The 21,313-nt window shown below is 68.8% G+C and carries 17 protein-coding genes and 1 tRNA gene; 16 read left to right on the forward strand and 2 right to left on the reverse strand.

Annotated elements, in window-relative coordinates:
• Positions 1-36 precede the first annotated feature (36 nt).
• Genes ACYVII_RS02790 through ACYVII_RS02800 form a run of 3 tightly spaced genes read left to right on the forward strand, consistent with a single transcriptional unit; the run spans position 37 to position 1,068 of the window.
• A complete protein-coding gene (locus ACYVII_RS02790) occupies positions 37-291 on the forward strand; it encodes a DUF4244 domain-containing protein (RefSeq protein ID WP_460531831.1) in 255 nt (84 codons plus the stop codon).
• Between the two features lies 1 nt (position 292).
• Positions 293-706: a TadE family type IV pilus minor pilin gene (locus ACYVII_RS02795; protein WP_460530668.1), complete on the forward strand. Its 414-nt coding sequence runs from the start codon at positions 293-295 to the stop codon at positions 704-706.
• Entirely contained in the window at positions 703-1,068 is a 366-nt protein-coding gene (locus tag ACYVII_RS02800) for an Rv3654c family TadE-like protein (protein WP_460530671.1), read from the forward strand. Before ACYVII_RS02795 ends, ACYVII_RS02800 begins: the two co-directional genes overlap by 4 nt.
• A 77-nt stretch (positions 1,069-1,145) precedes the next feature.
• Here the strand turns inward: ACYVII_RS02800 and ACYVII_RS02805 are convergent, their stop codons facing one another.
• Positions 1,146-1,391, reverse strand: a complete 246-nt coding sequence (locus tag ACYVII_RS02805) for a hypothetical protein (protein ID WP_460530674.1) — start codon at positions 1,389-1,391, stop codon at positions 1,146-1,148.
• 483 nt (positions 1,392-1,874) lie between these two features.
• On the opposite strand from ACYVII_RS02805, the gene topA reads away from it, so the two are divergent.
• From topA to ACYVII_RS02865, 12 genes are all read left to right on the forward strand, one after another.
• Positions 1,875-4,751 (forward strand): type I DNA topoisomerase, encoded by a 2,877-nt coding sequence (gene topA, locus ACYVII_RS02810; protein WP_460530677.1) that lies wholly within the window; start codon positions 1,875-1,877, stop codon positions 4,749-4,751.
• Between the two features lie 17 nt (positions 4,752-4,768).
• Complete coding sequence (gene tmk, locus ACYVII_RS02815; RefSeq protein ID WP_460531834.1) at positions 4,769-5,467, forward strand: dTMP kinase; 699 nt, start codon at positions 4,769-4,771, stop codon at positions 5,465-5,467.
• 9 nt (positions 5,468-5,476) lie between these two features.
• On the forward strand, positions 5,477-6,694 hold the full coding sequence (locus ACYVII_RS02820; RefSeq protein WP_460530680.1) for a DNA polymerase III subunit delta': 1,218 nt from the start codon (positions 5,477-5,479) through the stop codon (positions 6,692-6,694).
• A complete protein-coding gene (locus ACYVII_RS02825) occupies positions 6,691-8,217 on the forward strand; it encodes an alpha/beta hydrolase (RefSeq protein WP_460530683.1) in 1,527 nt (508 codons plus the stop codon). The genes ACYVII_RS02820 and ACYVII_RS02825 overlap by 4 nt, the downstream gene beginning before the upstream one ends.
• Positions 8,218-8,277: 60 nt before the next feature.
• On the forward strand, positions 8,278-8,934 hold the full coding sequence (locus ACYVII_RS02830; protein WP_460530686.1) for a TetR/AcrR family transcriptional regulator: 657 nt from the start codon (positions 8,278-8,280) through the stop codon (positions 8,932-8,934).
• A gap of 184 nt (positions 8,935-9,118) precedes the next feature.
• A tRNA-Thr gene (locus tag ACYVII_RS02835) sits at positions 9,119-9,191 on the forward strand.
• A gap of 68 nt (positions 9,192-9,259) precedes the next feature.
• Positions 9,260-10,243, forward strand: a complete 984-nt coding sequence (locus ACYVII_RS02840; protein WP_460530689.1) for a Gfo/Idh/MocA family protein — start codon at positions 9,260-9,262, stop codon at positions 10,241-10,243.
• A gap of 80 nt (positions 10,244-10,323) precedes the next feature.
• Positions 10,324-12,570, forward strand: coding sequence for a D-alanyl-D-alanine carboxypeptidase/D-alanyl-D-alanine-endopeptidase (locus ACYVII_RS02845; protein ID WP_460530692.1), 2,247 nt, complete (start codon positions 10,324-10,326; stop codon positions 12,568-12,570).
• 234 nt (positions 12,571-12,804) lie between these two features.
• Positions 12,805-13,182: a YciI family protein gene (locus ACYVII_RS02850; RefSeq protein ID WP_460530695.1), complete on the forward strand. Its 378-nt coding sequence runs from the start codon at positions 12,805-12,807 to the stop codon at positions 13,180-13,182.
• A complete protein-coding gene (locus ACYVII_RS02855; protein ID WP_460530698.1) occupies positions 13,170-15,428 on the forward strand; it encodes a CHAD domain-containing protein in 2,259 nt (752 codons plus the stop codon). Before ACYVII_RS02850 ends, ACYVII_RS02855 begins: the two co-directional genes overlap by 13 nt.
• Positions 15,429-15,576: 148 nt before the next feature.
• A complete protein-coding gene (locus ACYVII_RS02860) occupies positions 15,577-16,776 on the forward strand; it encodes a thiolase family protein (protein ID WP_460530701.1) in 1,200 nt (399 codons plus the stop codon).
• A gap of 47 nt (positions 16,777-16,823) precedes the next feature.
• The gene (locus ACYVII_RS02865; protein WP_460530704.1) at positions 16,824-17,609 is read left to right on the forward strand and encodes a 3-hydroxyacyl-CoA dehydrogenase; all 786 of its coding nucleotides are present in this window, start codon (positions 16,824-16,826) and stop codon (positions 17,607-17,609) included.
• 37 nt (positions 17,610-17,646) lie between these two features.
• On the opposite strand, the gene ACYVII_RS02870 is transcribed toward ACYVII_RS02865, so the two are convergent.
• A complete protein-coding gene (locus ACYVII_RS02870; protein ID WP_460530707.1) occupies positions 17,647-19,098 on the reverse strand; it encodes a helix-turn-helix domain-containing protein in 1,452 nt (483 codons plus the stop codon).
• 169 nt (positions 19,099-19,267) lie between these two features.
• Between ACYVII_RS02870 and ACYVII_RS02875 the strand changes: the two genes are divergently transcribed.
• Positions 19,268-21,304: a phosphoenolpyruvate carboxykinase (GTP) gene (locus tag ACYVII_RS02875; protein ID WP_460530710.1), complete on the forward strand. Its 2,037-nt coding sequence runs from the start codon at positions 19,268-19,270 to the stop codon at positions 21,302-21,304.
• Positions 21,305-21,313 lie beyond the last annotated feature (9 nt).

Raw genomic sequence — 21,313 nt, forward strand, 5'->3', positions numbered from 1 at the left:
AACGCCAACAAGGAGGACCCCATGCAACAGGACCCCATGCAACAGAGGGAATCGAGAACGACGAACGTTCGACAAGATCGACGGGCGGCGGATGCCCGACCGAGAACGAGAGGATCCGGGATGCTTCGACGCGCGTTGGCGGACGAGCGCGGCTCCGCCACCGCCGAGTACGCCGTGGCCACGATGGCGGCAGTCGGATTCGCCGGGCTGCTGGTGCTGATTCTTCGCGGCGACGAGGTGCGGGGCATCCTCACCGACCTCGTGCGTCGTGCCCTGACGGTGGCGGGCTGACATGTCGCTGCGAACGACCGCCTCATCCCGGCACAGGGCGAGCCTTCTGGGAGAACTCGGTCGGGAACGGGGCAGCGTGACGGCGGAGTTCGCTGCGATCGTTCCGGCCGTGCTGCTCGTACTGGCATTCGCCCTGGGCGCGATCGAGGTGGTCGTTCAGCAGGCCAGGCTCACGGATGCCGCGGCCGACGGTGCCCGCTCGCTGGCACGAGGAGACGGCGAGGGCCTGGCCCGCTCGAACATTTCGGGAGCGGTCGGGCAGTCGGCGGTCTCGGTACGCACGAGCGGGGACTTCGTCTGCGTCTCGCTTGCACAGAAGGCCGCCGGGCCGGCCGCTCTGACCGGTCTCACGGTGCATAGTCAGGGCTGCGCGCTCGGGGACGATGCAGCCGATCAGCAGGGCGTGGGCCGATGACCGGTGCGAACGGGTTGGCCGGGCGAGCGGAACGCGGCTCGGCCACCCTGGTCGTCATCGGTCTCCTCGCCGCGCTGTTGATGGCGAGCGCAGCAGCGGTGGGCGCCTGCGCGCTTCTCGCCGCGAAGCAGCACGTGTCGGCCGCTGCGGACGCCGCGGCGCTGGCGGCGGCCGATACCGCGAGCGGACGCGTGGCAGGTGCACCGTGCGATCGGGCTGCTCAAGCCGCCCGACTCAACGGCGCGCGACTCGGCGCGTGCTCGGTCGACGGACTTTTCGCGCTCGTGAGTGCGGAGGACGATATCGGTGGCATCCCGATATCCGTCTGGGCGAGAGCAGGACCGCCGGGCAGCGCCAACTGAGAGCGAGCGCTCAGTAGTGACCGGTCGGGCAGTGGAAAGCGCCGACGAACGCGCCGTGCGAACAGCGGTTCAGCGGTTCAGCTGAAGACGGCCTCTATGTAGCGGTAATCGACCGCGGTAGGACGATCGGAGTCGCCCGAGTCCGAGGCGTACTCCACACCGCCCGAGCGCGTGTACACATATCGCTTGTCGCCGCTCGAGGCCGGAATCTCGATGCGGGGCTGAGGCTCTCCGGTCTCCAGGAAACCCGTGGTGACGGTCTTGCCTTCAAGCGGTCCGTCGGTCAGCTTCGCGGTGTAGGCACCGCTCGATGAAGTACCCATGATGTCATTGTCCTCCGCCCACCCCGGGGGTCAACCCTCCGCAACTGGGGCCGGACCCGTCCCTACGGGACGCGCGCCGCGACAGCGTCGTGGATTAGGCAGTCCGGCGGAGAACGTGTGTATGGTGTGCCTGATGAGCGGCGCGGCTCGACTCGGCAGGGCGAGCCGGAGCGACTCGGGGGAGAAAGCGGGGGATCGGCGACCGCACTGCCGGGTCGGACATGCTGGCCGGGCCGTTGCGGATCGGAACGAGGCAGGCGCACGGACCGGGTCCGAGTGCCGAAGTCGTCAAGATCCCACGACCCTCGGTCGACGTGAACACGCACGCCGAGGCATCCTGACCGACGATCCGTCGAACCGAACCCGGCGCTGGTTCTGCGGACCGCTCGTCAGTTCGAACACCCGAAAGCCGCCCAAGCCGGCAATACAGCAGCCGGAGCAAGCAGCAGCGGGCATCCAACAGGAGTCGAGGTAAGGAGACAGGTGCCAGGGAACAAGCTGGTCATCGTCGAGTCGCCGACCAAGGTCAAGTCGATCGAGAAGTATCTGGGCGATGGATACACGGTCGAGGCATCCGTCGGGCACATCCGCGACCTCATCGAGCCCAAAGACATTCCGGCGGAGAAGAAGCGCGGGGCGTTCGGACAGTTCGGCGTCGATGTCGACAACGGCTTCGAGCCGTACTACGTCGTCTCTGACCGAGCGCGCAGCGTCGTCGCGAAGCTGCGCAAACTGCTGAAGAACGCGGACGAACTCCTGCTCGCCACCGATGAGGACCGCGAGGGCGAGGCGATCGCGTGGCATCTGCTCGAGGAACTCAAGCCCAAGGTGCCGGTCAAGCGCATGGTGTTCCACGAGATCACGAAGGACGCCATCGAGAAGGCCAAGGACAACACCCGCGACCTCGACATGTCGCTGGTGGACGCACAGGAGACGCGTCGCATCCTCGACCGTCTGTACGGCTACGAGGTGTCGCCGGTGCTGTGGCGCAAGGTGCGGCAGGGCCTTTCGGCTGGCCGCGTGCAGTCTCCGGCGACCCGCCTTGTCGTGGACCGCGAGCGCGAGCGCATGGCGTTCGTCGCGGCATCGTATTGGGACCTGATCGCGCAGGTGGCGGCGGATGCCGGTGCGCAGTCGTTCAGCGCTCGCCTCAGCCGTGTCGACGGGCAGCGGGTCGCTGCCGGCCGCGACTTCGACGATCGCGGACAGCTCAAGAATGAGGCGCGGGTCTTCGACGAGAGCTCTGCAAGGGCGCTCGCGGATGCCCTGCGCCAGCAGTCCACGGCCGTCACCGTGGCGAAGCTCGAGACCCGGCCGCTGACGCGCAAGCCCTCGGCGCCGTTCACGACCTCGACGCTGCAGCAGGAGGCCGCGCGCAAGCTTCGGTTCACCGCGAGGCAGACGATGAGCGTCGCGCAGTCGCTGTACGAGAACGGGCACATCACGTATATGCGCACCGACTCGACGGCGTTGTCGGCGCAGGCGGTGGGTGCGGCCCGCGCTCAGGCGAAGGCGCTCTACGGTGCCGACTCCATCCCGAGTGCTCCCCGTACCTTCCCCAACCGCAGCAAGAACGCGCAGGAGGCGCACGAGGCGATCCGTCCGGCAGGTGACACCTGGCGCACGCCGGCAGAGATGGCATCCGTGCTGCACGGCAACGAGCTGCGCCTGTTCGAGCTGATCTGGAAGCGCACGGTCGCCTCGCAGATGGCCGATGCGAAGGGTCAGACGGCCTCGGTCACCATTGAAGCCCGCGTGCGGGAGGGGGCGCTCGACGGCACGATCGCCGAACTGACCGCCAGCGGTACGGTCATCACGTTCCGCGGCTTCCTGCAGGCCTACGAGGAGAGCCGCGACGAGGAGCGCAACGCGGAGGCGACGTCCGAGGAGGCCAAGCTGCCGCCGCTGACGGAGGGCCAGACTCTCGTCGTCGGCGACGTCGAGGCGAAGGGCCACGAGACGTCGCCGCCGCCGCGTTACACAGAGGCCAGCCTGGTCAAGCGCATGGAGGAACTGGGCGTCGGACGTCCGTCGACGTACGCCACGATCCTCTCCACGATCGTCGACCGCGGCTACGTGAGCACGCAGGGCCAGGCACTGGTGCCGAACTGGATAGCGTTCGCGGTCGTGCGCCTGCTGGAGGATCACTTCGGTGATCTGGTCGAGTACGACTTCACCGCTGAGCTCGAGAACAACCTGGACCGCATCGCCGACGGTGATGAGACCAGGGCCGGCTGGCTGAAGGGCTTCTACTTCGGAAGCGGAGACCACCGAGGATTGCGTGAGGTTGTCGACAACCTCGGCGAAATCGATGCCCGCGAGATCAACTCGGTTCGGATCACCGACGACATCACACTGCGGATCGGCCGGTACGGGCCATACCTCGAGGTGACCGAGCAGGGAGCCGGGCCGGACGCGACGCCGCGACGGGTCAACATCCCACCGGATCTCGCCCCCGACGAACTCACCGTGACGAAGGCCAAGGAACTCATCGAGGCGCCGGTGCAGTCCGACCGGGAACTCGGCGTGAACCCGGCCAACGGCAAGCTCGTCGTGGTCAAAGACGGCCGGTTCGGTCCGTATGTCACCGAGCTGGAGGCCGACGAGGCCCCGGTGCCCGACTCGGTCGACATCACCGACGCGGTCGACGCGGTCGTTGACCTCGAAACGGGTGAGGTCAGCGCCCCCAAGAAGAAGAAGAAGAAGGCATCGAAAGCCAAGGCCGCCAAGGCCGAGAAGCCACGCACGGCGTCGCTCTTCAAGTCGATGGATCCGGCCGGCGTCGATCTGCAGACCGCGCTCAAGCTGCTCGACCTGCCACGCACGGTCGGCGAGGACCCCGAATCAGGCGAGCCCATCCTGGCGCAGAACGGGCGTTACGGCGCCTATCTGAAGAAGGGGGCCGACACACGGTCGCTTCCCAGCGAGGACGCGATCTTCGACATCGACCTGCCCGGCGCGCTCGAGCTCTTCGCCCAGCCGAAATACGGTGCCAGGCGGGCGTCGAGCGCGCTCAAGGAGTTCGACGCGGATCCGGTCAGCGGAAAGTCGGTGCGGGTGAAGGACGGCAGGTTCGGTCCCTACGTCACCGATGGTGAGACGAACGCGACCATCCCGCGCGGGGAGTCCGTCGAAGAGATCGACTTCCAGCGCGCCGTGCAGCTACTGGCCGACAAACGCGCCAAGGGACCCGCGAAGCGCGCCGGAACAACCCGCCGCACCACGAAGGCGGCCGGAGCGAAGGCGGCGACCAAGACGGCAGGAAAGTCGACCGCCAAGAAGGCACCGGCAAAGCCTGCGGTCAAGAAGACCGGGACGCCGAAGTCGTCGACCCCGAAGAAACCCGGCGCGGACTCGTGAGCGACTCCTCCGCCGAGATGGCGCCCGGCCTCTTCATCACATTCGAAGGCGGCGACGGGTCGGGCAAGACGACGCAGGCGTCCCTGCTGGTGGAGCGGCTCGCGGCAGCCGGTTACGACGTGCTGCACACCAGGGAGCCCGGCGGCACCGAGGTGGGCCTGGAGATCCGCGAGCTTGTGCTGCACCATCACGGCGACATCGTTCCGCGGGCGGAGGCCCTGCTCTACGCAGCGGACAGAGCACACCACGTGGCGTCGGTCGTGCGGCCCGCGTTGAGCGCCGGAACGATCGTTGTGCAAGACCGCTATCTCGACTCCTCCGTCGCCTACCAGGGTGTGGGTCGGGAGCTCGACGCGGCGGAGATCCGCGAGCTCTCGCTCTGGGCCACGGAGAACCTGCTGCCCGACCTCACGGTGCTTCTCGACATCGACGAGACGGATGCCCGTGGCAGGCTCGACGCCGCGAACAAGCGGTTCGACCGGTTGGAGGCCGAAGCAGGCGAGTTCCACGCCCGCGTGCGCACCGCCTTCCTCGCGCTGGCGGAGGTGGAACGCGACCGCTTTCTCGTCGTCGACGGTGCGGCATCCGCCCAATCCCTCGCGGACCGGATCGGAGCGCACGTCGTCGAGTTGCTCGCCGCGCGCGGAATCACGCCACGCAGCACGAGTGCGTCAGCTGCCACGAAGACGGCAAGCGCTGACAGACGCACCGGGTAGCGTCGAACCATGCCAGCTGTCCAGACCTCGGTGAGGCCGTCGCCGGTCGACGGGTCGTCGGTGTGGGACGACCTGACCGGCCAGCCCGATGCGATCGCGACCTTGCGGGCAGCGGCCGGGGCGACGGCATCCTCGGCCATGACGCACGCCTGGCTGATCACGGGTCCGCCGGGCTCGGGTCGCTCGAACCTCGCCTACGCGTTCGCCGCTGCGCTGCTGAGTTCCGAGGGGCCGGACGGCGACGCAGCCACGACGCGCGAGGTGCAGGCGCGGACCCACCCCGACCTCAGCGTGCTCAGCACGGAACGCGTCATCATCTCCATCGACGAGGTGCGCTCGCTGGTCTCCAGCTCGCAGTTCTCGCCGTCGGTGAGCCACTACCGCGTCATGGTGATCGAGGATGCCGACCGCATGTCGGAGCGCACCTCGAACGTTCTGCTGAAGGCGCTGGAGGAGCCGCCCGAGCGCACCGTGTGGATCCTCTGCGCGCCGAGCGACGCGGATCTGCTTCCGACGATCCGCTCCCGCGTGCGCACGGTGCGGCTGCGGGTGCCGTCCGTCGCCGACGTCGCAGACCTCATCGAGCGACGCGACGGCGTGGCGGGTGACATCGCCGAGCGCGCGGCGCGGCACGCGCAGAGCCACATCGGCATGGCGCACCGGCTGGCCACGAACGAGAAGGCACGAGCACGGCGCGAGGAGACCCTCGAACTGGCGCTGGGCATCCGTACCGTCTCCGACGTGGTCGCAGGCGCCGCCCGGCTGCTGGAGATCGCGGGTGCCGACGCGAAGGCCATCACCGAGGAGCGGGACGCCGAGGAGCGGGCGCACACCCTGCAGTCGCTCGGCGTGCAGGAGGGCGGTTCCGTTCCGCCCGGGCTGCGAGCGCAGTTGCGCCAGTTGGAAGACGATCAGAAGCGGCGTGCCACGCGGAGTCTCCGCGACGGGATCGACCGCATCCTGACGGATCTGCTGTCGCTATATCGCGACATCCTCATGCTGCAGCTCGACGCCGGAGCCGAGCTGGTGAACGTGGAACTGAAGGACCGGATGCTCGCCGCGGCACAGGCATCCAGCGCCGCCGCGACCCTCGCGACGATGGATGCCGTGCAGACGGCACGCGAGCGCATCGACGGCAACGTCGCGCCCGCACTGGCGCTGGAGGCCATGCTCGTGACCGCGCGACGACCGCGATCCGCCGACGGGGCGAGAAGGGAGATCCGATGACGCGATCGAGGCGCTGGCGCCGCGTGGGGGTGGTCGCCGCGATCGCGGTGGCGCTGTCGCTGGCGCTGAGCGGATGCTTTCCCGCGCACCCGCCCGTCACCTCGACCCCGCGGCCGGAGAAGGTCTCGTCTGCGCTGGCACCGTTCTACGGGCAGCACGTGGACTGGAGCACGTGCGGCAAGTTCCAGTGCGCGAAGGTGAAGGTGCCGCTCGAGTGGTCGGATCCCTCGTCCGGAAGCATCGAACTGGCGCTGATCAGGCACTACGCCACCGGAAAGCGACTCGGTTCCTTGCTCGTCAATCCGGGCGGCCCCGGGGCTTCCGGCGTCGACTTCGTTCGCGACAGCCTGGACTACGCGGTCGACAAGAACCTTCAGGAGCACTACGACGTCGTCGGTTTCGACCCGCGCGGAGTGGGTGCCTCCACGGCGGTCAAGTGCTACGACGCCAAGCAGATGGACGACTACCTGTTCGGCATCACCCCGGGGCAGCGCGGATCCGACGCGTGGATCCAAGCATCCACGCGCGAAGCGACGTCGTTCGCCGCGGCATGCAAGCAGAACACCGGCTCGTTGCTGGGTCAGGTCGGCACGACGAGCGCGGCGCGCGACCTCGACGTGCTGCGTGCTGTGCTCGGCGACGCCAAGCTCAATTACCTCGGCTACTCCTACGGAACTCTGCTCGGGGCCACTTACGCCGGCCTCTATCCCAAACGGGTCGGCCGCATGGTGCTCGACGGCGCGCTCGATCCATCGTCGACGAGCTTCGACGTGAACCTCGGTCAGTCGAAGGGGTTCGAGCAGGAACTCAGCGCCTATCTGACGGATTGCCTCAAACGCAAGGGATGCCCGTTCTCCGGCTCGCTCGACGATGCCTTGTCGACCGTGTCGAACCTCCTGGCCTCACTGGATGCCAGCCCCATCCGCAACTCCGACGGCCGCGAGCTCGGTGCCGACACCATGGTCACGGCGATCATCTACCCGCTGTACGACGCATCGGCCTGGAGTGCCCTGGACAGCCTCTTCAAAGACGTCATGCACGGCAGCGCGCGGGCGGCGTTCATCCTCGCGGACGCGTATTACGACCGGAACTCGGACGGCACGTACTCCGACAACTCGACGGAAGCCTTCACGGCGATCAACTGCCTCGACTACTCATCGGATGCCAATCCGGCCACGATGCGCAAGCAAGCGGCCGAGCTGACGAAGGCGGCCCCGGTCATCGGCCCGTACATGTCGTACGGAGACATCGGGTGCGCGGTCTGGCCGTACAAGCCAACCCGGCAGGAAGCGCCGATTCACGCGGCGGGCGCTCCGCCGATCATCGTGGTGGGCACCACCGGCGACCCGGCGACCCCGTACCAGTGGGCGGTCAACCTGTCCCATCAACTCGAGAGCGGACACCTCGTCACGTATCACGGGCATGGACACACGGCGTACAACAAGTCGAACTCGTGTGTGAATGACGCGGTGGACGGGTTCCTGGTGAACGGCACGGTGCCGAAGAGCGACCCGGAATGCTGATGGCCCGGCGGCGGTCAGGCATTCTCGCCCGGACTTTGCACTGACTGCAATAATGGACACGTGATCGCCACCACCCCTGCCCCCGAGCGCAGCGGTGTGCGGGAGCGCAAGCGCCTCGCCACCCGCAACGCGATCCAGCGCGCGGTGCTGGCGCTCGCGCTGGAGCGTGGATTCGACGGCGTGACGGTCGAGGAGATCAGCCACGTGGCCGGTGTCTCGCCCCGCACGTTCTTCAACTACTTCCCCACGAAGGAAGCGGCCGTCATCGGCGACGTTCCAGAGATGCCCGATGAGGAGGCGATCGAGCGTTTCGTGGCGGCCGGACCGGAGCAGCCGATGCTGGAGGGCATCCGCGAGCTGCTGCTGTCGACCGTCGACCAGGAACCGAACCCCGACGGCGCCGACATCGAGACGCTGCGACGCAAGCTGTTGCGCGAGCATCCGCATCTCTTCAGCCTGCGCATGGCGAGCATGAAGCAGCTCGAGCTGGAGCTGGTCTCTGTGATGGAGCGGCGCCTCACGCGCGACGACGGGTTGCTGGCCGAGGACCCGGAACGCCTGCACAGCAGAGCGCGGCTGGTGACCTATGTGGCGTTCGCCGGCATCCGGCACGCGTGGACCTGCTGGGCAGAGACCGGCGGCCACGGATCGCTCGCCAACCGGCTGACGGACTCGTTCGGCGAACTGCACGAGCTGGTGAGCGACGAGTCGCGGTAGAGGCGATTGGGGTGAGAGCGATGCGAGCTTGCTCGCCTCGCCGAACCGATTGAGGCTATGAGCGGCGTCAGCCGCGATAGCCGGCCGCCCTTGATCACAGCGGTCGCCGAGATCTGCTCTGGCTGGTCTGAAGCGCCTTTGGTATCCGCTAAGCTTGTCTGCTGTGCGCGGGCGACCGTGCTACGCCGCCTTAGCTCAGTCGGCAGAGCGATTCACTCGTAATGAATAGGTCGTCGGTTCGATTCCGACAGGCGGCTCCCAGCACGAAGAGGGTCCCGGAAGGGGCCCTCTTCGTGGCTTTCGGCTCGAGCACGACGGGGGAGCGATGAGCGGCATCCGATGGGGCATCCTGGGCACCGGCGGCATCGCCCACACCTTCACGAAGGAGCTGCTCGACGACGAGCACGACGTCGCGGCGGTCGGATCCCGCACCAAGGAACGGGCGGATGCCTTCGCCGACGAGTTCGACATCCCCACCGCATACGGTTCGTACGAGCAGCTCGTCGCGGATGACGACGTCGACATCGTGTACATCGCCACGCCGCATCCCGAACACGCCGCGAACGCCGAACTGGCCCTGCGCGCAGGCAAGCACGTGCTCGTGGAGAAGCCGTTCACGCTCAACGCGGCGGAAGCGCAGCGGGTCGTGGACCTGGCGGCCGACCTCGGGCTCCTCGTGCTCGAGGCGATGTGGACCCGGTTCCTGCCACACGTCGAGCGCATCCGCGAGATCGTCGCGCAGGGCACGCTCGGTGACGTGCGCGAGGTCTGCGCCGACCACATGCAGCTGTTGCCGAGCGATCCGCTGCACCGCATCAACGCGCTCGAGCTGGGAGGCGGCGCGCTTCTCGACCTCGGCGTGTATCCGATCTCGTTCGCCTCGATGCTGCTCGGCGAGCCCGAGACGGTGAAGGCATCCGCTCGATTCGAGGCCACGGGAGCGGATGCCGCCACCGACGCGATCTTCGGCTACGGCGACAGGGCGCTCGCCGTGACGCGCTGCGCACTCGACCTGCGCGGCGTGAACACGGCGACGATCGTGGGAACGGATGCCCGCATCGAGATCGACCGCGTCTGGTACACCCCCACGAACTTCCGTGTCGTCGGCGCCGGAGACGAGGTCGTCGAGGAGTACAAGACGCGGATCACCGGCGCAGGCAAGCAGTTCCAGGCGCGCGAGGCGGAGCGACTGATCGCCGACGGGCGCATCGCGAGCGAGATCATGCCGCCCCAGGAGTCGGTCTCGATCATGCGAACGCTCGACGCGGTGCGCGCCCAGATTGGGCTGGTGTACCCGCAGGAGCGCTGACCGGCGTCCTCTGACAGCACACTCAGCGGGTGGGCGATCGGTCCCGAACTCTCTCAGGAGCCCTCGGTACACTCGGCGGAATGCACGACGAGTCCCCCCAGTCGCGCCGTGATCGTCGCCCTGGCGATCCCACCGAATCGGCCTTCGACGCGCTCGGTCTGAGCGAACTGTTCGGCGACCCGACACAGGAGAACCCTGTGGTCGAGCCCGCCGCAATTGCGAAGCCGGCGCAGCCTGCCACGCCGCCCGTTGAGTCGACAGAGCCCGCTACGCCGTTGATGTCGCCGCCAGGGCCGGCCACGCCGCCGGAGCAGCCCACCGCGCAGGAACCGGCGACGCCGCCGACCGGGCCCGACTCGCAGCCACCGGTTGAGCCGGCCTCGCCGTCGAACTGGCCGACCGCACTGCCGTCGGGCCGGCCGGCCGAGCACGCACCGGAACTGCACTCGTTCTCCCGGCTCGCATCCGATGCTCCTGCATCCGGCGACTCGCAGCCCGCGCATTCGGCCGACGTCGCACCGTCGTCGCCGCAGCCAGAGCCGGTCACCCATGCCGTACAGGTTCCACTCCGGGCGCGCGACATCGCCGCAGCGGAATCGGCTGCGCCGGATGAGGCGAACGACGCACCCGAGCGAGCAATGGACACCGGCGCAAGCAAGGGCTGGTTCGCACATGCCGTCGCCGCGACGGGTGCCGCGTTCGCCTCGATCGGCCGGAGTGCTGCGTCGGGCGGCTCGGAATCAGGCGGTTCGGGGGGCTCCGGCTCCGGCGGGTCAGGCTCGGCCGGTAGCGGCGCAGGCGCCGGTTCGGGCGGCCGGGGTTCCGGTGGGCGCGGTTCCGGCGGTCCCCGATCAGGCGGCACCGGGGGATCGGGACGCGGAGGCGGACCGCGGGCCGGCATCCTCGCCTGGATCCGCAACAACCCGCGCACCTCGCTCATCGCCGGCGTCGCCGCCGGGGTGGTCGTGCTCAGCGGCCTCTCGTTCGGCATCGGAGCTGCCACATCGCCCGCGCGAGCGGCCAGCGTGAACGCGTCGACGAAGCCGAGCCCCGCCCCGACCGTCAGGCCGACCGTGCGGCCGACGCCGAGTCCGGCGCCCGCGGCCAGCAAGATCCGCACCTGCTCCGTGGCGTCGTACGCCGGCGACAGCGGATTCGGAACGCTCGAGGCGCAGGTGATGAACGCATCCACCGGTGAGGTGCTGTTCGACCGCAATGGCTCGAATCCGGCCCCCACGGCCAGCGTGCTCAAGATGCTCACCGCCGCCGCCGCGTTCAGCGTGCTCGGTCCCGACTACCGCGTGCCGACGACCGTGGTGAAGGGATCGCAGCCCGGCCAGGTCGTCGTGATCGGCGGCGGGGACGTCACACTCACCCGGCTCCCCACCGGTGAGCAGTCGTTCTACACGAACGCGCCGCACCTCGACGACCTGGCGAACCAGGTGAAGCAGGCGTGGGCATCCGACCCGTCGAACGCGGGCCAGCCGATCACCTCCCTGGTCGTCGACACGTCGCTGTACTCGGGGCCCGTCTGGCTGCCGAGCTGGGACGAGCACGAAGAGCGGGTGGTCGAGGGATCCACGCCGTACATGACGTCGTTCATGGTGGACGGCGACCGCAACGATCCGACCGCGGTGGAGTCGCCGCGCAGCACCGACCCGGTGGGGCGTGCGGCGAACGCGCTCGCCGACGACCTGGGCGGCAACATCTCGATCAGCCAGGGCACCGCTCCCGCCGGTGCCAAGCAGCTGGGCCAAGTGCTTTCGCAACCGGTGTCGGCGCTGGCCGAACAGGCGCTGACGTACTCCGACAACACGATCATGGAGGAGCTCGCGCGACTCGTCGCGATCAAGACCGGTGCGGGCAACAGCTTCTCGGCGATCAACGCTGGCACGCTCAAGGGGCTGCAAGCGTACGGCATCTCGGAGAACGGGCTGTACTTCGCGGATGGATCGGGGCTGAGCGCCGACAACAAGGTTCCGGCGTCATATCTCACGCAATTCCTGGTGAAGGTGCTGAACCGGCAGGGCTCGCTCGGCGACATCTACGACGGGATGCCCATCGCAGGCAAGACGGGCACCCTCGGTCCCGGTTACGACCGGTTCGACGGTTCGTTCTCGTCGAATGCCGTCGGACACGTGAACGCGAAGACCGGGTGGATCAACACCTCCCGCACTCTCGCCGGCGTCATCCATGCGAAGGACGGCACCAACCTCACGTTCGCGATCTACGCGCTGAACTACGGCAGCGACGACGCGGCATTGAACGCGATAGACAACCTCACGACCGCTTTCTACGAGTGCGGCAACAATCTGTCGAACAACTGATTGAAGCGAGCTTGCTCGCTTTGCCGAGCCGATTGAAGTTGTTGAGCGGCGAGGCCGCGAACACAACTGATTGAGGCTGCATCCCCATCCTGTTCAAGTCGCACAGATGGTCCTTTTGGACGCTCCAAAACGGCCATCTGTGCGACTTGCGGTGACTGACTGTCGATCGACGGCGAGAGCGATCGTCACCACCATGAACGGCCGCAGCCCGTGGCCGGATGAGAGGATGACGAAATGCGGTACGCACTGCTGTTGCACAGCCTGGAAGCCCAGGATGCCGGCATCTCCGAAGAAGACATGGCGCCCTTCAGGGTCGCATTCGACGAGTACGGCAAGGCGCTCGCGAAGGCGGGCGTTCTGGTGGCAGGCGAGATCCTGCGTCCGGTCGCCGACACCACGCAGGTGACGCTGCGAAACGGCGGGCTGACCGTTCAAGACGGCCCGTTCGCCGACACGAAGGAGAAGCTCGCCGGAACCTTCGTGATCGATGTGCCCGACCTCGACGCCGCGCTCGCCTGGGCGGAGAAGTGCCCCGGGGCGCAGTACGGGGTGATCGAGGTGCGACCCTCCGCGATCTCGCTCGTGGACGGCCAGTGGGTGTGGCCGAGCTGAGGGATCCTGGGGCGGGCGGCGACGCCGCGAGCGACGTCGCCGGTCGCACTGCCGACACCGCGGGCAGCGCGGCGCAGGCATCCGCCCGAGAAGCACTCGACGTTACGGTGCAGGAGTCGTACGGGCGGATGCTCGCGGTGCTGGCCGCCGGCACACGCGACATCGCGCTTGCGGAGGATTGCCTGCAGGATGCCTTCGAGCGGGCGCTGCGCTCCTGGCCGGTCGAGGGCGTGCCCCGCAATCCGGCCGGCTGGCTCGTCGTGACGGCCAGGCGGAGGATGCTGGACCGCTTCCGATCCGCGGAGCACCGCAACGCCTCGCTGAACACGGGCGTCGATGGGGAGCCTCGCCACGAACCGGCGACGCTCGAGCCGGACGCGCCGGAGCCGGACGAGATCCCGGATCGCAGGCTTGCGCTGCTGTTCGTGTGTGCGCATCCGGCCATTGATCCAGCGGCCCGCACACCACTCATGCTCCAGACCGTGCTCGGGGTGGACGCCGAGCGCATCGCTCGTGCGTTCGCCGTTCCGGCGCCGACCATGGCGCAGCGTCTCGTGCGGGCGAAGCGGCGCATCAAGGAGACGGGCATCCCGTTCTCCGAGCCGAACACCGACGCGCTCGCCGATCGGCTGCCGGCCGTGCTTGAGGCGATCTACGGCGCGTACGCGATCGATTGGCCGCTCGTCGCGGGCACGGCCGAACGCGACACCGAGCGAGGGGGAACAGGCTCCCTCGGCGATTCGCTGAGCGCCGAGGCGCTGGCGCTCGCCGAGATCGCCGTGCGGCTCCTGCCACGCGAGCCCGAGGTGCTGGGACTTGCGGCGCTGCTCTGCCTGTCGCTGGCGCGGGCATCCGCTCGGCTTGATCGCCGCGGTCGTTTCGTGCCGGTCGACGAGCAGGACGTCGACCGGTGGGATGCCGACCTGATCGCCCGAGGAGAGCGGCATCTGCTGACCGCCAGCCGCCTCGTGATCGACGAGCACGGACAGCTGCGAACCGTGGGGCGGTTCCAGCTCGAGGCGGCCATCCAGTCGGCGCACGACGACCGTGCTCGTAGCGGACGCGTTGACCGCCGCACCCTCGTCACGCTGCACAGGGCTCTGGTCGCCGTCGCGCCCACCCTTGGCGCCCGGGTGGCGCTCGCCGCGTCGATCGCCGAGGTGGACGGTCCGGGCGCCGGCCTCGTCGAGCTCGATGCGATCGACGACCCGGCAGTCGCGCGATTCCAGCCGGCCTGGGCGACCAAGGCGCACCTGCTGGCACGTGCGGACCGGCTCCGCGAAGCAGATGCCGCATTCGAGCGAGCGATCACCCTCACCCTCGACCCGGTGCTGCGCGCTCACCTCGAACGGCGTCGCGCGGAGATCGCAGCCGCGACCACCTGTGTCGACCTGCTCGGCCATGCCCTCCGGGTCGCGGTCGCGGAACTCGACGAATACGTCGCGGGCATACCGGCGAACGTTCCGGATGCCCTGCACCAGGCGCGCACACGCATTCGCACCGTGCGCAGCATCCTTTCCGTGTATCGGTCCGTGTTCGACAGAGACGCCGTCCGTGCGGTCGGCCCGTCGCTTACGGCACTCGGGACTGTTCTCGGGACCGCCCGCGACGCCGAGGTGAGAGTCGGGGCTCTGCGCGAACGCTCGGATGCGTCGCCCGACCACGAGCTGCGCTCGACGCTGGCGGGCGTCGTGGCAGAGGCGGAGAGATGGGCTGAGGAGTCTCGGGCGCGCGCGGCCGCGCACCTGGACTCCTCGAGCGGGCAAGCGGACCTGCGCTGTCTTCGAGCCTTCGCGGAGCATCCGGAGCCCGGATCGGATGCCGGCGCCAGGCCGCTCGGCGTGGTGAGGCCGGCACTGGCCAGGGCCGCCGACGAGGTCGCCCGGGCCTCGCGGCGGGCGAAGCGGCGCGGGCTCGACGAGCTGCACGCGCTGCGCAAGGCGGCGCGGCGCCTGCGGTACGCGGGTGAGGCCGTGGAAGGACTGCGCCACGTGCATCCGGAAGCGCTGGACGGAATCGAGGCTCGGGCCCGAGCGGCCGAGGCCGTACAGGACCTGCTCGGCACCCACCGGGACGACACCCTTCTCGCGCTGCAGCTGCAGGAGTGGTCCGACAGTTCCCCGGAGCCGGCGGCCGCGCGGCTCGCGGCGCTGGCGCGAGACATCCGGCTCGAGGCGGAACAGCGACTGGCCGACCTCGACGACCTCGTCGACGCGGTGTCACGCGCCGCGCGAACGACGCTGTGAACGCATTGCGCGTTTCACACCTCCGTTCCGCGGTCACGAATTGCGGGTCGCGGTGCGACGAACCCGCAACACGTGACCGCGGAGTGAGGTGGATGCCGTGCCTGGGACGCGGCAAGGTCGAGCGGGGGCCCATCGCTAGTCTTGAGGGATGAGCGTCGAAGAGGCCGTCATCGTCGATGTTGTGCGCACCCCGAGCGGGCGCGGCAAGCCTGGAGGTGCGCTGAGTGGCGTGCATCCGGTGGATCTGCTGGGCGACCTGCTCGCCGAACTCGTGAGGCGCAACGACCTCGACCCAGGCACAATCGACGACGTGATCGCCGGATGCGTCGGTCAGGTCGGTCAGCAGTCGTACAACACCGCGCGCAACACGGTACTCGCCGCCGGATTCCCCGAGCATGTGCCGGGCACGACCATCGACCGGCAGTGCGGATCGAGCCAGCAGGCCGCGCACTTCGCCGCGCAGGCGATCATGGCCGGCGTGCAGGACGTCGTGATCGCGTGCGGGGTCGAGTCGATGAGCGCCGTTCCGCTCGGAACGTCCACGCTGGGCCGCGACCCACGCGGCAGCCGCGTCGCCGCCCGCTACCCGGACGGCCTCGTAGGGCAGGGCGTCTCGGCCGAGCTCATCGCGCAGAAGTACGGTTTCGGGCGCGACGAGCTCGACGAGTTCAGTGCCAGGTCCCACCAACGGGCGGCCGAGGCGGCCGAGTCGGGCCGGTTCGACCGCGAGCTCGTCCCGGTGCAGGTGACCGATGCCGACGGGGGCGCTCGAGAGGTCGCCGCCGACGAGACGGCGCGGCCAGGCACGACGGTAGAGGGTCTCGCCGGCCTGAACCCGTCATTCCGCACGGATGCCCTCGCCGACCGCTTTCCCGATGTGGACTGGAAGATCACGCCGGGCAACTCGTCCCCGCTCACCGACGGGGCATCCGCGGCGCTCATCATGAGCGCCCGTCGCGCCGAGCAGCTCGGGTTGACGCCCCGGGCCCGATTCCACGCCTTCGCGGTGACCGGGAGCGACCCCCTCTACATGCTCACCGGCGTGATGCCGGCTACCGAGCGCATCCTGAAGCAGACCGGTCTGAACCTCGACGAGATCGACGCGTATGAGGTGAACGAGGCGTTCGCGCCGGTGCCGCTGGCATGGTTGAACGAGTTCGACGCTGATCCCGAGCGGCTGAACGCCGACGGCGGGGCGATAGCGCTCGGGCATCCGCTCGGGGCCACCGGCACTCGGCTGCTCGGCACATTGCTCGCGCGGCTCGAACGCACCGGCGGCCGCTACGGGCTGCAGACCATGTGCGAGGGCGGCGGCATGGCGAACGCCACCATCATCGAACGGCTCTGACGCGGAACACGGCTTCGGCCGCCCGGTAACACACCACGGAGGGATATATGCGGATTCAGGAATGCAGTGCGATCGTCACCGGCGGCGCATCCGGACTCGGCAACGGCACGGCGCACGTGCTGGCCGAAGCAGGAGCGAAGGTCGTCATCGTCGATCTTCCGTCGTCGCGCGGCGAGGAGGCCGCTGCGGAACTCGGCGGAGTGTTCGCACCTGCGGATGTGACGGATCCCGAGCAGGTGCAGGCAGCGGTCGAGACCGCCCAGGCACTGGCGCCCCTGCGCATCACCGTGAACTGCGCCGGTATCGCCACGGCGGGTCGCACCGTGGGGCGCGAGGGAGCGCTCGGCCTCGACGGATTCGAGCGCACCATCCGCATCAACCTGATCGGCACGTTCAACGTCACGAGACTGGCGGCAGCGGCGATGGCGCAGAACGACCCCGTCGACGCGCAATCGCTTCCCGGTGTGCCCGCCACGAACGAGCGCGGCGTGATCGTGAACACCGCATCCGTCGCCGCCTACGACGGGCAGATCGGTCAGGCTGCATATTCCGCGTCGAAGGGCGGGGTCGCATCCATGACCCTGCCGATCGCCCGCGACCTCTCCAAGCTGCTCATCCGCGTGATGACGATTGCGCCGGGCATCATGAAGACGCCGATGATGGCCGGGATGCCCGAAGACGTGCAGCGCTCGCTCGAGGAGCAGATCCCGCACCCGTCACGCATGGGCACGCCCGCCGAGTACGCAGCGCTCGTTCGGCAGATCGTGGAGAATCCGCTGCTGAACGGCGAGGTGATCCGGCTCGACGGCGCCATCCGCATGCAGCCGAAGTAGCGCTACGCTCCCAGAGGCCCCGGTCGTGACAGCAGGTCTACTCTCCGAGGGGGCCGGAGTGCGCGTCCAGGAACGCGTACAGCTCCGCGTCGTCGACGCCGGGAAAAGCGCCGGTGGGCAGCGGCGACAGGATGTGCGCGTGCAGCCTGGCGCTCGGCCACGCGTTGTCGGCCCAGGACGACTCGAGTGAGGCATCCGGAACCCGGCAGCACGACGGATCGGGGCACGTCGAAGCCGCACGCTGCGTCGTCTCCCGCCCGCGGAACCACTTGGCGTCCGCGAAGGGCACGCCGATCGTGATCGTGAAGCTCCCGTCGTCGCCGCGCCCGGTCTGGGTGGCGCACCAGTACGTGCCTGCAGGGGTGTCGGTGTACTGGTACAGCTCCGTGGTGCGGTTCGTCTGCGCGAACGCGTCGCGGGCGCTCCACTTCTTGCACACCGGCTGGCCTTCGATCGCCCCGGTGACGTCTTTCGGCAGCGGCAGTCCGTCGTTCTCGTACCCCTTGTAGAGCGCGCCATCCTCGCCGACGCGCAGGAAGTGCATCCGCATCCCCAGGTGCACGGTGATGAGGTTCGTCAGGCGCAGGGATGCCGCTTCGTGCGTGACGCCGAACGCGTCGCGGAAGTCCTCCACGGCAAGATCGCGGTCTTTCTTCGCCTCCTGCAAGAACGCGACTGCGGCGCTCTGCGGCATGAGACAGCAGGCCGCGAAGTAGTTGATCTCCAGCCGCTGGCGCAGGAACTGGGCGTAGCTGTCCGGCCGCTCGTGACCGAGCAGCCGGTGTGCCAGCGCCTGCAGGGCCATCGACCGCAGACCGTGGCCGCCAGGAATGGATGCCGGTGGCAGGTAGATGCGCCCGTTCGCCAGGTCGGTGATCGAGCGGGTCGAGTTCGGCAGGTCGTCGACATACACCAGCTGAAAGCCGAGCCGCTTGGCCATGACGCTCACCTCGCGGTGGGTGAGCGCGCCGGAGACGTGCCCGGATGCCTTCACCTGCTCCTCGGCGAGAAGCTCGATCTCGGGCAGATAGTTGTCGCGGCCGCGCATCCATTCGCGCAATTCGGTGTTCGCACGCCTGGCCTCCTCGGGCGTCGCGATCGCCTTGCTCGCCTGCCGTGCGAGCTCGCGGTGCAGGCCGACGAGTGCCGCCAGCGTCTCGGTCGGCGTGCCCTTCGTGGGTTTCACGGAGGGGAGCCCGAGCGCAGTGTAGAGGGAGGATTCCTGGGCGCGGCGCAACTCGAGTTCGTAGGCCGTGCGCTCGTCCGGCGGCTCGGCGACGAGCAGTGTCGCGAGGTCCACGCCGATCGCGGTCGCGATGGACTGCAGCACGGTCAGCTTCGGCTCACGCTTGCCGTTCTCGATCATTGACAGCTGGCTCTGCGAGAGCCCGACGAGGTCGCTCACGCGTTCCAGGGTGAGGCCGGAGCGGGTGCGGAAGTGACGGATTCGGTGACCGATGGTGGCGATGTCGGCGGTGTCAGCATCCATTCGTTCACGGTAGCAAAAGAATCGCGATTCTTTAGTCCTCGTACCCGCTGCGGAGTCGTGGATGTGGCGTGAGAGTGAAGAGGAAGGCCAGACAGGGCCACAGCAACAGCGCAACGGAGCACGCCGACAGCGTGCTTCACGACACGAGCTGAGACGAGGACGAGCGGGCATGACCATCATCCAGCGGCCGAAGAAGGCGCAGAACTCGACGGCACAGAACTCGAAGACGCAGATCTCGACCGCGCCGGACTCGGCAAAGCCGCGGAACTCGTACGCGTCCGCGCCGCGACTCAGCCAGACCACACAGACCAGCCGGGCGGATGGCGAGGGCACCGACATCCGCCCGGCTTCACCATCGACGGGCAACGGGTCGGCCGCTTCGGCCGGCGCGGCGCGCGCAGGCGAGGCCACGGGCACGACCGACCCCGCGCTCGCCGCCTGGGTCGCCGAGATCGCGCAGCTGACGCAGCCCGACGAGATCGTCTGGTGCGACGGGTCGCGCGCTGAGGCCGACCGGCTGTTCCGGCTTCAGGTGGAGAGCGGCCAGCTCATCAGGCTGAACCCCGAATGGCGGCCCGGCAGCTACCTCGCCCGCACCGACCCCGGCGACGTGGCCCGGGTTGAGACGCGCACCTTCATCTGCTCTGAGCACGAGCACGACGCGGGACCGACGAACAACTGGCGCGAGCCCGCCGAGATGCGCGAGGAGCTGCGCGGAGTGTTCGAGGGCAGCATGCGGGGCCGCACCATGTATGTCGTGCCGTTCTCGATGGGCCCGCTCGGCGGCTCGATCTCACAGCTCGGGGTCGAGATCACCGACTCCCCGTACGTGGTCGTCTCCATGGGCATCATGACCCGCATGGGCAGCCGCGCCCTCGAGCTCATCGAGGCCGGGCAGCCGTGGGTGCGCACCGTGCACAGTGTGGGGTACCCGCTCGTGGATGCCACGGGCATCCGCCGCGAGGATGTCCCGTGGCCGTGCGACGACACGAAGTACATCGTGCACTTCCCGCAAGACCGCGAGGTGTGGTCGTACGGCTCGGGATACGGCGGCAACGCGCTGCTCGGCAAGAAGTGCTTCGCCCTGCGCATCGCCTCGCAGCTGGCACGCGAGGAGGGCTGGCTGGCCGAGCACATGCTCATCATCAAGGTGACCTCTCCGGCCGGGCGTCAGCACCACATCGCGGCTGCGTTCCCGTCCGCGTGCGGCAAGACGAACCTCGCCATGCTGCGCTCGCAGCTGCCGGGCTGGACGGTCGAGACCATCGGCGACGACATCGCCTGGCTCAAGCCCGATGCAGACGGCCGGCTTCGCGCGATCAACCCGGAGCGCGGCTTCTTCGGCGTCGCACCGGGCACGGGGGAGTCGACCAACCGATCGGCCGTTGAGACCATGTGGGGCAACACGATCTTCACCAACGTGGCGCTACGCGACGACGGTGACGTGTGGTGGGAGGGGCTCACCGACGAGCCGCCCGCGCACCTGATCGACTGGCGCGGCGAGGACTGGACGCCGGACTCCGGGCGCCCTGCAGCGCATCCGAATTCCCGGTTCTGCGTCGCGGCCGAGCAGTGCCCGACCATCGCCGACGACTGGGAGGACCCGGACGGCGTGCCGATCGACGCCATCGTCTTCGGCGGGCGCCGAGCATCCAACGTGCCGCTCGTTCTGCAGGCCAGGGACTGGAAGCACGGCGTGTTCCTCGGCGCGACCATCGCGTCGGAGCGTACCGCCGCTGCGGAGGGAACCGTCGGCGAGTTGCGCCGCGACCCGTTCGCGATGCTGCCGTTCTGCGGCTACAACATGGCCGACCACTGGGCGCACTGGCTGAACATCGGCGAGACGCTCGGCTCCGGCGCACCGGCGGTGTTCCAGGTGAACTGGTTCCGCAAGGGACCGGACGGCTCGTACCTGTGGCCCGGATTCGCCGAGAACATGCGTGTCGTCGCGTGGATCGTCGGTCGGCTCGAGGGCACTGCGGGCGCCGTGGACACCCCCGTGGGCCGGGTTCCTGTGCGGGCTTCGCTCGACGTCGACGGGCTCGATCTGGCACCGGATGCCCTCGACCGCCTGTTCGAGATCGACCCGGACGCCTGGCTCGCCGAGTGCGACCTCACCGAGCACTTCTTCACCCGGTTCGGCGGCCGTGTGCCGGCCGCATTGACGGCCGAGCTGGAGTCGCTGCGCTACCGCCTGCGGCACTGACGGCCGCTC

This window comes from Humibacter ginsengiterrae, from assembly GCF_054780115.1.

Bases quoted from the DNA above. Each gene is read 5' to 3' on its own strand.
- tmk (WP_460531834.1), top strand. From the start codon at position 4,769: ATGGCGCCCGGCCTCTTCATCACATTCGAAGGCGGCGACGGGTCGGGC.
- ACYVII_RS02850 (WP_460530695.1), top strand. From the start codon at position 12,805: ATGCGGTACGCACTGCTGTTGCACAGCCTGGAAGCCCAGGATGCCGGC.
- ACYVII_RS02845 (WP_460530692.1), top strand. From the start codon at position 10,324: ATGCACGACGAGTCCCCCCAGTCGCGCCGTGATCGTCGCCCTGGCGAT.
- ACYVII_RS02790 (WP_460531831.1), top strand. From the start codon at position 37: ATGCAACAGAGGGAATCGAGAACGACGAACGTTCGACAAGATCGACGG.
- ACYVII_RS02820 (WP_460530680.1), top strand. From the start codon at position 5,477: ATGCCAGCTGTCCAGACCTCGGTGAGGCCGTCGCCGGTCGACGGGTCG.
- ACYVII_RS02825 (WP_460530683.1), top strand. From the start codon at position 6,691: ATGACGCGATCGAGGCGCTGGCGCCGCGTGGGGGTGGTCGCCGCGATC.
- ACYVII_RS02840 (WP_460530689.1), top strand. From the start codon at position 9,260: ATGAGCGGCATCCGATGGGGCATCCTGGGCACCGGCGGCATCGCCCAC.
- ACYVII_RS02800 (WP_460530671.1), top strand. From the start codon at position 703: ATGACCGGTGCGAACGGGTTGGCCGGGCGAGCGGAACGCGGCTCGGCC.
- ACYVII_RS02870 (WP_460530707.1), bottom strand. From the start codon at position 19,098: ATGGATGCTGACACCGCCGACATCGCCACCATCGGTCACCGAATCCGT.
- ACYVII_RS02865 (WP_460530704.1), top strand. From the start codon at position 16,824: ATGCGGATTCAGGAATGCAGTGCGATCGTCACCGGCGGCGCATCCGGA.
- ACYVII_RS02860 (WP_460530701.1), top strand. From the start codon at position 15,577: ATGAGCGTCGAAGAGGCCGTCATCGTCGATGTTGTGCGCACCCCGAGC.
- ACYVII_RS02875 (WP_460530710.1), top strand. From the start codon at position 19,268: ATGACCATCATCCAGCGGCCGAAGAAGGCGCAGAACTCGACGGCACAG.
- ACYVII_RS02795 (WP_460530668.1), top strand. From the start codon at position 293: ATGTCGCTGCGAACGACCGCCTCATCCCGGCACAGGGCGAGCCTTCTG.
- ACYVII_RS02805 (WP_460530674.1), bottom strand. From the start codon at position 1,391: ATGGGTACTTCATCGAGCGGTGCCTACACCGCGAAGCTGACCGACGGA.